General features: G+C 59.9%; 7 protein-coding genes. 3 read left to right on the top strand and 4 right to left on the bottom strand.

Annotation, left to right across the window (positions count from 1 at the left end):
• Nucleotides 1-33: 33 nt before the first annotated feature.
• On the top strand, nt 34-693 hold the full coding sequence (locus QEP12_RS05830) for a YiaD family glycine zipper/OmpA-like lipoprotein (protein ID WP_284213651.1): 660 nt from the start codon (nt 34-36) through the stop codon (nt 691-693).
• Between the two features lie 102 nt (nt 694-795).
• Here QEP12_RS05830 and QEP12_RS05825 read toward each other — a convergent pair whose 3' ends face one another.
• The 4 genes from QEP12_RS05825 to QEP12_RS05810 form a co-directional block, all read right to left on the bottom strand.
• Nucleotides 796-1,434 (bottom strand): response regulator transcription factor, encoded by a 639-nt coding sequence (locus QEP12_RS05825; protein ID WP_284213650.1) that lies wholly within the window; start codon nt 1,432-1,434, stop codon nt 796-798.
• A gap of 19 nt (nt 1,435-1,453) precedes the next feature.
• On the bottom strand, nt 1,454-3,415 hold the full coding sequence (locus tag QEP12_RS05820; protein ID WP_284213649.1) for a two-component system sensor histidine kinase NtrB: 1,962 nt from the start codon (nt 3,413-3,415) through the stop codon (nt 1,454-1,456).
• 68 nt (nt 3,416-3,483) lie between these two features.
• Entirely contained in the window at nt 3,484-4,302 is an 819-nt protein-coding gene (locus tag QEP12_RS05815; protein ID WP_284213648.1) for a carbon-nitrogen hydrolase family protein, read from the bottom strand.
• The gene (locus QEP12_RS05810) at nt 4,299-8,294 is read right to left on the bottom strand and encodes a YhdP family protein (RefSeq protein WP_284213647.1); all 3,996 of its coding nucleotides are present in this window, start codon (nt 8,292-8,294) and stop codon (nt 4,299-4,301) included. The genes QEP12_RS05815 and QEP12_RS05810 overlap by 4 nt, the downstream gene beginning before the upstream one ends.
• Before the next feature lie 97 nt (nt 8,295-8,391).
• On the opposite strand from QEP12_RS05810, the gene glnE reads away from it, so the two are divergent.
• Nucleotides 8,392-11,142 carry a bifunctional [glutamate--ammonia ligase]-adenylyl-L-tyrosine phosphorylase/[glutamate--ammonia-ligase] adenylyltransferase gene (glnE, locus tag QEP12_RS05805; RefSeq protein WP_284213646.1) on the top strand — a complete coding sequence of 917 codons (2,751 nt, stop codon included), beginning with the start codon at nt 8,392-8,394 and terminating at the stop codon, nt 11,140-11,142.
• Nucleotides 11,143-11,230: 88 nt separating this feature from the next.
• Entirely contained in the window at nt 11,231-12,430 is a 1,200-nt protein-coding gene (locus QEP12_RS05800; RefSeq protein WP_219163282.1) for an HD-GYP domain-containing protein, read from the top strand.
• The last annotated feature ends 201 nt before the right edge of the window (nt 12,431-12,631 follow it).

The following is a 12,631-nucleotide window of genomic DNA, read 5'->3' as shown; positions in this document are numbered from 1 at the left end:
CCGCTTAGCGCTCACATCGCAAAGGAAAAAACCATGCGCAAAAATCTCACTATTACTGCCGTTGTGGCTGCCGCACTGCTGATTACCGGCTGTGCGGCCACCGATGGCATGTCCTCCACCCAAAAGCAAACCGCGATTGGCACCGGCGTCGGCGCCTTAGCGGGCGCAGCCATCAGCGCTGCCACGGGGGGCAAAGCGGGCGTGGGTGCCGTCGCCGGCGCGGCCGTAGGCGGCTTGGGCACCTATATCTGGTCGCAAAACCAGGAAAAGCGCAAACGTGAAATGGAAGCTGCCACCCAAGGCACGGGCATCAACGTGGTGCAAACCCAGGACAACCAGCTGAAGCTGGAAATTCCGAGCGACATCTCGTTCGACACCGGTCGCTACGACATCAAGGGCAACTTTGCACCGATCCTGGACCGCTTTGCCGAAGGCCTGCGCAGCAGCCCCAACGCCGAAGTGCGCATTGTGGGCCACACGGACAGCACCGGCTCGGATGCCATCAACAACCCCCTGTCGCTCAACCGAGCCAACAGCACCCGTGACTACCTGATGCAGCGTGGCGTCAGTGGCAGCCGCATCTTCACGGAAGGCCGCGGCTCCTACCAGCCTATTGCCTCCAACAGCACTGCGGATGGCCGTGCCAAGAACCGCCGTGTCGAAATCTTTGTGGGTGAGCGCGCGCCCCAATAATGCAACAAAGATAGCTACCAGCGCTTGACTGGCAAGCGCTAGAAGGCAAAAAGGCTCTGAATCACTTCAGAGCCTTTTTGCATGAAGCCGTGTGCTGGTGGGCTACAGCTGACCATGGGCGCGCAACACATTGGCCAGCTCCACCGCAGATTTCACCTGCATCTTGTCAAACACCCGGGCGCGGTGCACTTCCACCGTGCGCACGCTGATGTCCAGCTGGTCCGCGATCAACTTGTTGGGCACCCCCTCCACCACCAGCTTCATCACGCCGCGCTCGCGCTCGGTCAAATCGGCCAGCCGGCTGAGCAAGGCATGGCGCAGCGCCGTCTCTGCCAGGTACTGGGTCGATTGCTGCAGGGCTTGCTCAATGCGATCGACCAGCACGTTGTCTGAAAACGGTTTTTCGCAAAAATCAAATGCGCCTTGCTTGACGGTTTGGACTGCGGTGGGCACGTCGGCGTGGCCCGTCAAGAAAATGACGGGAATGGTCTCAATCACACCCTCACGCTGCTTCAGCAGCTCGAACAAGGACAGGCCCGTCATGCCCGTCATGCGCACATCCAGCAGCAGGCACTGGGGGTGGCGGGGCACGGGGCGTTGGTCGAGCATTTGCAAAAAAGCTTCTGCGCTGGCAAAGCTTTCGCTATAGAGACGGCGCGAACGCAGCAGCCACGCCAAAGCGTCGCGCACATCCGCATCGTCGTCCACGATATACACCGTGGCATTGGTCACAGGTTCCATGATCTCAGCTTAACTTTTCTCAGATTTCAGCCACCGGCAGGCTGAAGGTAAACACCGTGCCGCGAGGGGCATTGGCTTGGTAGCGCAATTCTCCACCATGCTGCTCCAGCACCGTGCGGCACATGCTCAAGCCCAGCCCCATGCCCTCGTGCTTGGTGGTGAAGAAGGGCGTAAACAGTTGCGCGGCCACTTCTGGGGGAATGCCGCAGCCTTGGTCTTCGACGGCAAACACAACGCGCTGGGACGATTCGCTCCACAGCGCTTTGATCGTGAGCTTGCGCTGCTGCGCCTCCATCCCTTCCATGGCCTGCATGGCGTTGCGCGCCAGATTCAGCAGCACCTGCTCAATCATCGTGGTGTCGCACAGGATCGGCGGCAAACGGGGCTCCACCTCTACCTGTACCTGCACCCCCAGCTTGCTGGCCTGCAAACGCACCAGCGGCATCACGGCTTCCAGCAAATCATGGGCACTGATGACCTCGTGCGTCTGGCTGCGCCGGCGCACAAAATCACGCACGCTTTTAATGACCTTGCCTGCACGATCTGCTTGGAATGCAATGCGCTGCATGGCCGATTCCACATCTTGCAAACGCTGCACCAGCATGGCGTGATCCAGTTGCGCCAAATCGCCGTCATTGCGCAGCATATTCAGCGAGCCGTTGGCATAGCTGGACATGGCCATCAAGGGCTGCGTCAGCTCATGGCTGAGCAAGGAGGCCATCTCACCCACCGTGGCCAAGCGCGCGGTGGCTTGCAGGCGCTCGTGGGAGGCGCGGGACAGCTCTTCCATGCGCCGCTGCTCAGTGATGTCGATAAAAGCGCTCATCCAGCCGGTCTGCTGGCCTTGCGCATTGATCAGTGGCGCTTCAAAAATCAACACCGGAAAGCGGGTGCCGTCTTTGCGCATGAAGACCGATTCATGTCCTTCCCGCGCGGCGGGAATGGCGCCGGCCAGACGCCGCGCCTGACGGCGCACATATTCCTCGGCCAGCTCTGGCGGCCAATACGGTGCAAAGCTTTGCCCTAGCAGCTCTTCAGCGCTAAAGCCCACCATGGCACAAAACGCCGGGTTGACGTAGCTGATGCGGCCTTGCAAATCCCGTGCGCGCAGCCCCGTGATGAGCGAGTCCTCCATGGCCTTGCGAAACGCAAACGCATCCCCCAAGTCGCGCTCTGCACGCAAGCGCCGCCGATTATCGCGCACCAGAATCACCACCACCGAGGCCAGCGCAATCGCCATGCCCGTGACGGTAGCGGTCATCACGTTCGGAAACACACTGGGCGCGCGGTGCCAGCTGTCCATGCGCAGCACCATGGTGTTGCCGGGCAAGTCTAAAAGCTGCTGCGAGGTAAACACACGCGATCCCCGCCAGGCAGCGCCGACCAGCGCCAAACGTGTGCCATCAGGCTCTGTGAAGGAGACTTCCTGGCTTTGCGTGAGGTTCTTGCTCAGTTGCGTCAACAAAATGTTTTGCAACGAATACGTCCCCACCATGAAGCCCTTGAGCTGCCCGTCCTCCATCTGGGGCAGGCACACCTCCATCAACTCTGCGCCCATGGCTTCGCCCAGAATTTGGAAGTAACTGGAGGAGTAGGTGGAGCTGCTGGTGCGCTTGGCGTTGGCACAGGCCGTCACCACGTTGCTGAAGGATTCCTCCCGCGAACCGCTCTCCCACTCAATCGCGCGGTATGGCGTTTCTGCAAAACGCAGAATGTGCATGTCGGCATCCCGCCACTCCACGCGCAAAAGTTCGCGGCGCACCTGCAGCATCTCTGCCACACGCACGCTCCACTGCTCCGGCGTGGTGTGCAATGCATTCACTGCCTGCAAATCCTGCAAATTCCGATTCAAGCTGGCACGGATTTCCACCACGGCCTGCGCCGCATCGCGATCGAGCTTGTCCTGCACCTGGGAGGCTTCATAGCGCCCGGCCAGCCACACCATCATGATGAGCATGCCCGCCACCAGAACGACGAGCATCGTCCAGAGTGACCACCTGCGCCAGGCGCTGTGCCAGCGCTGCCAGGGCCAAGGCTGCTGAAGAGGATTTACAAACAACGATGTTCCAACGCAGGCAAGCGCTGTCGCACTTGCTGCAAAAGTGCTGCATCCAGCACGGCATAACTCACGCCCACGCCCGCAGCACGCTGCTGCGCCAGCACCTGCCCCCAGGGGTCGACCACCATGCTGTGCCCCCAGGTTTGACGGCCATTCACGTGCTGCCCACCTTGGGCTGCAGCCAGCATCCAGCATTGGTTTTCCACTGCGCGAGCGCGCAGCAGCAACTCCCAGTGCGCCTGGCCGGTGGTATAGGTAAACGCCGCAGGCGCCAACAAAATATGAGCACCTTGCGCAACGTGCTGGCGGTATAGCTCAGGAAAACGCAGGTCATAACAGACGCTCAAACCCAGCTTCCAGGCCGCGCCGCTGCGGTCTACCATCTGCGCCACCACGGGTTGATGCCCTGCTTCAATCACGGCGGATTCATCGTAGTGCTCGGTCTCTGTGGCAAACCGAAAGAGGTGAATTTTGTCGTAATACGCGGCCCGCTCCCCCTGCGGGTTAAACAGCATGCAGGTGTTGCGCACGCGCGCTGGCTGCGCCCCGCGGATGGGTACGGTGCCGCCCACCAGCCACACCGCATTGCGCTGCGCCCAGGTCGCCATGGCCTGCTGCACGGGCCCATCGCCCAGCGCCTCCGCCCAGGCCAGCTTGTCTGTATCTTGCATGCCCATGCCGCAAAAATACTCGGGCAGCACCACCAGTTCGGCACCGTGTGCACTCGCTTGCTCAACCAATTGCTGCGCGCATTCCAGGTTCTGGGCCACGTCGGGCGTGGAAACCATTTGCACCACGGCTACTTTCATGGGACAACTCCTTGTTGGGGACTGGGTGGCGGCAACGCTTTCTTGCTAACGGGCTCGACCACCGGATCCGCCCATGTGCCGCGCACGTGGAAAGTGCGTGTCGCAGCCTCCATCAGCGGGCCGCGCAAGAACATTTGCGCCAAGAAGCTGCCCAGACCCACCACCGGGTTGATCGCTGTTGCTGCCAGTGATGCAGTCATCGCGTTAATTTCTGGCACCACCACCACTTTCAGGTCTTGGGTTTCATCTACCAAGCTCGCTTTCCCCTCCATCAACACCGCCGCGTTGAGCCCCTTCATCTGCAAATTGTTGGTGCGTGCCAGACCCTGCTCCACACTGATGTCGCCCCGGATATAGTCGAACGCAAAGCCTTGGCTAAACACATCCCGAAAATCCAGCGTCATGCGCCGTGTGATGGACTGCAAACTCAGCACGCTCAACAGCTTGCCCATGCCTGGCTCCACCTTCAAAAACTGGCCCTTTTCCACCTGCATGTGCACACCGCCATCCATGCTGGGCCAGTGGGGTGTGATCGGAGCGCCTCGCCATGCGATGTTGCCACTCAAACGCCCCTGCCCATCGCGAATCACCCCGGGCATGCCAAACCGCTCCAGCAACTTGCCCGAGCTGCCCATCTCCAACAAAAAACTCAGGTGGGTGGTGCGCGGAGCGCCACGGGCAGCCGCCCCCCAGTAGCCATTGGCACGCCACTTCGCCTCTGGCGTGGTCAAGTCAAACTGCTCAAGCATCCACTCCCGCCCTACCGGGCCGATGCTATTGCGCGCTTTCAATTGCAGCTTGCCCAACGACTTGTCTGCAATTTCAAGACGCTCCACCTCAATGTCCAAAGCGGGCAAAGATTCCACCTCACCCTGCCCAGCATCAGCAGGCTCTTGATTGAGGCGCTGCACTTCCGTCTTCGGGATGGAAAGATGGGAGAGCCGCGCAAACAACCTTCCAGATGTCTCCGGGCTCTCAGCGGCACGATATTCCAATGTGCCCGCAAAATGCTTGGCATTCAAACGCCCTCGCCACACGCCTTGGGCCTGGGAAAAGTCGGCCTTCACCGCTTCCAACTCCCTGCCCTGCAGCAGCAGGCGATCGACATTCAAGTTAATGCGCTGCGGTAGCCAATCTTGTTGGGATGGGGTATGCGATGCACTGGCATTGCCACTGGCTGCATCGCTCCAGACCGTCTGCCAAGCATCCACATCCAGCACCGGCAGCTGCACAGTGGCAATCACGCCTTCTGCCCCAGCATCACTGCCGGGCAATACATCGCCCACCACAATGCGCCCCCGCAAGAGTTTGGCTGGCTGCACAGACATATCCTGCATATAACTCACCGAGCCACGCCCTGCCACTTCCACGCGCAGCTCTTGGGTCTTGGCATCGAGCGTCTGCGTCACAGTCAGCGCCTGTGTGTCATCGGCAACTTTGTGCAAAGGTGCCGGCAAATTCAGGGCCATGCCACGCAAATCTGAGCGCACCAGCACTTTTTGCACGCCCTCATGGGCGGTCACATCCACCGTATAGGCGGCCTGCCCCTGTGCTGCCCGCGTGATCGGCGCCATCCAGGGCAGGTTGCCGTCCTTTTGCAGGCCAGCGGCTGTCGCCAAGCCTCGCGCCTGTAGCTGCACACCTTGCTGCAAGCTGGGCATGCCGCCTTCTATTTTGAAGGCCCCGCCCAAGGCTTGACCTTGCACATTCAGCAATTCAAACCCTTGGTCATGAAACTGCACCACCCCTTGCAATTGCTGCAGTGGTGGCACATCTGCATTCCATTGCAAGGCATTTTTCTGAAACCCCACACGACCGCGCACTTTGGTCTTTTCCAAATGATCAATCGGCAAATCCAAATCAAAGGCAATCTGTGCATTGCCTTGTGCTTTGGCGTTATCCAGCGCATGACTGGTAAATACGGCCAACGGTGACTGTTGCACCAGCCCCAGCGCGGCATTCAAATCCGTAACTCCTGAGGCCTGCACCGTCAAATGGGGGTGTTGAAGGTCCGGAATTTGCGCTTCCACCGCGCCCATGCGTAACTTAGGGTGACCTGCAAAGCCCGTATCCGCTTGCTGCACTTGCATGCCCGCACCTTCAAACACCAAGGTACCGTGCAACTGCGTCAGCGCAGGCCATGCAGGGGTGCCAACTGCGCGCAACGCGGGAGGCACGAATTCGTAGATGACATCCTTCACCGGTGCTTTGATCCAGAAGCGCCCCGTATTCGGCTTGTCAAAAGGCATATCTTGCAAATTGCCGCGGACTTCAAACTCCACGTGACTGCCTTGGCCCTGCTTCACGCTATCGCGCACGTAATGGCGGGCGGTTTCAGGCACCTCCAAAGGCAAGTAGCGATGTACACGCGCCCCATTGGCGCGCTCCAGCACACCTTGCAGCTGCAAATAACCCGGCAAGCGATCGTGTGCCTGCTCTCCCATATGCCATGCCGCATGCAGCGAGCCTTGTGCGTCGGCATTGGCAAACTGCGCTTGCGGCACCTCCACTTTGACGCGGCCGTTTTTCACCGTCCAGCGCAGCTGTGCCTGTAGCGTATCCAGCGGAATTTCCGGCTCTTCAAACACCCCGGGGAAGTTCAGCGCTCCGCCGTGCATGTCCAGCGAGGCTTTGCCGCCGTCCGCATTCAGGTCAAACGTGGCATTCAGTCCTTGCACCCCCGGCACCCCAACGCCCTGCAGCGCTGGCTGTGGCTGCAACATCAGCTTTGTAACCCGGCCGCGGGCTTGGTACAGGCCTGATGCCTGCCACTGCAGCTGCAGCTGCCGCACCTCGCCTTGGGGAGTCCAGTTGGTGATGGCTTCAAGCCAAGGCGCAGGAAGCGGCAAAGCTTGGGCCACCTTGCTGGCCATGCTCAAGTCCGCAAAATCCAGCTCTACCCGCGTACTGGTCGGGGCGGCATGCGGCCCTGTTGCGCTTACCGCCCAATTGCTACTGGGCCACACGCTACCGTCTGCATGGCGAAAGCTAAAGTCCCCTCCCTCCAATCGCCAGCTGCGATTTTGCCAATGGCCTGCGAAGCGGCCATAGATTTGCTGCAGCGTCAAATCTGCCGCTTGGCGATCGCGCCACAGCACTTGTGCCTGCGCAAGCGCAAGGTCTGTAGTGAATCCCGTAACGCGCCCATGCTGCACATCCACCCAGCCACGGGCCTCACCGTTGCCCTTGATGGCTTGCACCCCCCACATCTCAGGCCACGGCAGTTGGGGCACTTGCTGCAAGTGTGCTGATGCATACCATTGTCCGCTCCAGCGGGTCCAAGGTGCTTTGGTCGAGGGTAGCAATGGCTGGCGGAATGCACCCACCAACTGCATCCATTCCCCATCGCCGGCCGCCGGTGTGGCATCCACACGCAGCACATGGCTCCAGCGTCGGTTGCGCAACACCACATCGACATCCAGCAATTGGATCGTTGGAACCGCACGCTGTTCGTCTGTGAAATGCACCTGGCCTTTGCGAATCACGAGTTCGGGCTGCTCCAGCAGCCAGTCCAGTCCGGCACTTTCCGTGGCGTCGCTTTGCACCACATCCAACCCTGCAACCTGCCACCGGCCATCACGCAGATGCCGGATGTCCAATTGTGGTGCATCGATATACAGCTGCTCCAGCCCCAGGCGCAGCAAGGAGCGTGCAGAAACCGTCGCCACCACACGCTGTAGCTTGAGGGCATCACGCCCTTGCGCATCCAGCACGCGCACACCATCGAGGTGTATGGTTGGAAACAGTCCTCGGGATTGTGCAGACAAGGCATCGATGCGCACTGGCGCTCCGAGCGTTTGCGTGGCCAAGCGCTCCACTTCCGCACGCCACTCCCCAATTCGCGGCACAATGAATCCATGGAGAGTCCCCCAGGCTGCCGCAAGCAATAACCAAAAAGCCAGCACCAAGCCCAATGACCAACGGGCAATGCAGGCAAAAATGCGTAACTGGCGCGATGGGTTGGGGCTCGGATCGATCATTCGTGGGTTCACAGATGGCTGGAATTATCGCCCGCTTGCTCTCACCAGAGCATGAGACCAAGGGTAACGGCCTCAAGGATCTGTGAACTCGCACCAACCAGTGCCCAGCATGCAGATCGCAGACCAGATTCCGACACCTATTGCGAGCCCAGCTGCCGCTCATTCGCGCTTTTGGCAGCGACTGCATCGCCGCTACACCGATGTGATGGGCGCCTTGCCTCCAGGCCCTCCGGACCGCGCTGCTATCGAACAAGCCCTGCAGCAACTGCAAACCGAGCACCGCATGGAGCTGTCTGCGGCCCTGCGAGTATTGCGTCAGCTGGTCATGGAGCGCTTGATGACGCTGGACTGTGCGCAGCAAGCCGATTTATCCGTCATCACCAGTGGTGTGACCACTTTGGCAGAGCTGGCACTCGACCGCGCCTGCCTGCAGGCTCGCCAAGAGCTGGACGCCCGCTATGGCCCGCCGCTCGGCCCAGAAGGCCTGCCCGTTCCGCTGTGGATTATTGGCATGGGCAAATTGGGGGCTCGCGAGTTGAATGTCTCCAGCGACATTGACCTCATTTATGTCTACGAGCACGAAGGGGAAACCCAGGGGCTGCCCGATGGTCGCGGAAAAATCAGCAACCACGAATACTTTGGCAAAGCCGTCAAAGCCATCTACACCCTGATTGGCGACACCACCGAACACGGCTTTGTGTTTCGCGTGGACTTGGCTTTGCGGCCCCACGGCAACTCGGGGCCCGCAGCAATCAGCCTGTCCTCCCTGGAAGACTACCTGCAAGTGCATGGCCGTGAATGGGAGCGCTTTGCCTGGCTCAAAAGCCGCGTCGTAGCGCCTTTTGCTGCGGTGCAAGCCCCGAATGTGCAAGCACTACGCTCCGTGGTGCTGCCTTTTGTGTTCCGCAAATACCTCGACTACAACGTTTTTGACTCTTTGCGCACCTTGCACCGTCAGATTCGCGAGCATGCAGCCCGCCGCAGTGCAGGCCACCCAGAGCGGGCCAATGATGTGAAGCTGTCTCGCGGCGGCATTCGTGAAATTGAATTCACCGTACAACTGCTGCAAGTGGTGCGTGGTGGGCAATTTCCGGAGCTACGCTGCCGCCCCACCCTGGAGGCATTGCAGCGCCTTGCGCGTTCTAACCTGATGCCGCAAGAGACGGCACAGCAACTGGCGCAGGCCTATACCTTTTTGCGCAACGTGGAACACCGCGTTCAGTACCTGGATGACCAGCAGACCCATGTGCTGCCGACGCGGGACGACGATTTGGCATGGATTGCCCACACCATGGGCTACGCTGACGCCTGCAGCTTCTTGCACCAGCTCGACGCACACCGAGAACTGGTGGCTCAAGAGTTCGACACTTTGCTCGGCGGCAACCAAGCGGGGCAGTGCCAAAGTGGCTTATGCAACGGCCCACGCTCTGTGCAAAGCAGCACGCCCAACGCCCCGGATCTTGAAACACTGATCGAGCAATTACCGCCCCAAATGGGCGCTCGCATCGCCGAATGGCGTGACCATATCAAGGTGCGTGGTTTACGCGATGAGGCACGTGCACGCTTGTTCAGGCTGGTGCAGCAAACCGCACAGCGCATGGCCAACGGCACACTGGAAGAGGTGGCGGCCATCCGCTTTATCAACTGGCTCGAGCCACTGCTGCGACGGGAAAGCTATTTGGCCCTGCTGCTAGAGCGCCCCGCGGTACATGAGCGCTTGCTGGATTTGCTCGGTGCCGCCAAATGGCCTGCACGCTACTTGCAGCAGCACCCCGGGGTGATTGACGAGCTCGCCAGCGACCAACTTTTTACCGAGCGCTTCAGCGCCACGGATTTCGAACATGAGATGGCGCTGCGTCTCAAAGCCCTCGAAAGTACGGGCGAAGACGACGATGAAAATCTCCTGAACTTGCTGCGCAGAGCCCAGCACGCTGAAATTTTCCGCACGCTGGCGCGCGATGTGGAGCGCGCCATCACGGTCGAGCAAGTCGCCGATGATTTAAGCGCCTTGGCAGACAGCGTCTTGCGTGTCACGGCCCAGTGGTGCTGGGCACGGCTCAAGCAACGCCATCGGGAAGATCCACAGTTCGGCATCATTGGTTACGGCAAGCTGGGCGGCAAAGAGCTGGGTTATGGCAGTGACCTGGACATCGTTTTTATTTTTGACGACGCCGACGACAACGCACCAGAGATCTACACCGCGTGGGTGCGCAAACTCATCAACTGGTTGACCGTCAAAACTGGCGAAGGCGACTTGTACGAGATTGATACCGCACTGCGCCCCAACGGCAACTCGGGACTGCTGGTCACCAGTTTCAAGTCGTACGCCGACTACCAGCAGCAACGCGGCAGTAACACGGCATGGACCTGGGAACATCAGGCCATGACGCGGGCGCGCTTTGTCCTGGGCAGCGAGAGCCTGCGCCAGCGCTTTGATGAAGTACGCACTTCGGTCATCACGGCTCCCCGTGATGCCGCCGCCCTGAAAGAAGAAATCGTGAGCATGCGCGAACGCGTACGCTCGGCCCATCCAGTCCGGAGTGCGCTGTTTGACGTCAAGCACAGTCCTGGCGGCATGGTGGATGCGGAATTTGCCGTGCAGTACTTGGTGCTGTCCCAGTCCGCACAACACACGGAACTCACTGGCAATGTGGGCAATATTGCTTTGCTGCAGCGCGCAGAGGCGGCAGGGCTTCTTCCCCCAGGGGTGGGGCAGACTGCCGCCACGGCATACCGTGAACTGCGGCGTATCCAACACACCTCGCGCCTGGATGAAGGAAACGGACTCGTATCCCCCGACCTCATCACCGCGCACCGTGATGCCATCTTGGCGCTTTGGCTAGCAGTTTTTGGACATTAATGCCCAGATACACCCACTTCGCCACGCACATTCAGACTGTGGACCGCAGTTCAAATGTAAAAATATGTTCAACCGTGCTTGAACTGTAATGAACCTCGTTGAATTAAATCTCTCGACCATCCCTTATGGCCAGCCCATCCCTTTTGCCTTGCGAGGCGTTGGGGGGGGGCTGCTGGCCAATAAAGGGTTTGTCATTCGCTCCGCTGACGACTTGCGCGTTCTGCTGGCCCGTGGTCAAGCCTTGTATGTAGACACCGATGAGTCCGGGGAGAGCTACCGCGCCTTTTTGTCCCAGATTCAGTCCTTGTTGCTCTCCAACAAGCCTCTGAATCAGATTGCATCCATGACGCTGCAGACCACCACAGCGCCTGCGGCAGCCACTCAAGACAACAGCCCTCCTGCATGGCGCGAGTGGCAACTGGGCCTCACGCAGCTGCTGCGCACCCCTAGCGTTGCCGACTTCGCTCAGCGCTTTGAGGATTTGTTCTCGGCATTGAACGCCTATCTGCTCAAAAACCCCGACGGCGCCTTGCTGGCGCTGATGCAGATGTCTGCCGAAGAAACCCGCTACTACAGCGCCACCCACGCCATGCTGTCGTCCGTCATCTGCATGACCGTGGCACGCGAGACTTTGCGCTGGCCAGAAAACCGCGTGCTGCCACTGGGCCGCGCGGCGTTGAGCATGAACGTGGGCATGGCCCAGTTGCAAGATGAACTGGCACAACAAAGTACCCCGCTGACCCCTCAGCAAGCCCAGCAAGTGGATCAGCACTCCGATGCCTCTGTCAGCATCTTGCGCGCCATGGGCATCACCGACCCTTTGTGGCTGGATGCCGTGCGCACCCACCACCACCGGGCACCGGGCAAGCTGTCGGAAAAAACACTGGCCCAGCAAATGGCCCGATTGATCCAGCGCTCCGATATTTTTGGCGCGCGGATTGCGCCACGCATCAACCGCGAGCCCATGTCCGTCACCTCGGCCATGCAAGCGAGCTATTACGACGAAACCAAGTCCATGGATGAAGCTGGCGCCGCGCTGGTCAAAGCCCTGGGCATTTACCCGCCAGGTGCCTGGGTCAAGCTGGCAAGCGCAGAAATCGGCGTTGTGGTGCGCCGTGGTGCCTCGGCCGCCAGCCCCCGTGTGGCAGTGCTGCTCAACAAGTCTGGCATGCCCACTGGCGAGCCCATTCCTCGCGATACAGCGCAGGCTGCCTGGAAAATTGTCAGCCCTGTCGCACACAAAGAGGTGCGAGTTCGCCTACCGCTGGAAAAATTGCTGGCTCTATGATGCGTTGCAGCAGCTGCCAAAGCGTGGGAAAAAATTGGGGAACTAATCCAAAAACTTCCACTCAGACAGCTCTGTAAGGGGGAATTTAGTCCAGTTTTAGTGTTGCGAAGCCGACCTTTGGGTTTGTCCGTCTTGGGGTGCATCTCCTCCCTCCCTCTCTTAATTCACTTCAAGACGCTTCGCAACCTTTTTATTCCAGCC

The sequence above is a fragment of the Comamonas jiangduensis genome (genome assembly GCF_030162955.1).
GTDB lineage: Bacteria > Pseudomonadota > Gammaproteobacteria > Burkholderiales > Burkholderiaceae_C > Comamonas > Comamonas jiangduensis.
The sequence above is the reverse complement of the archived record's forward strand: the minus strand, read 5'-3'. Positions and strand labels throughout refer to the sequence as shown.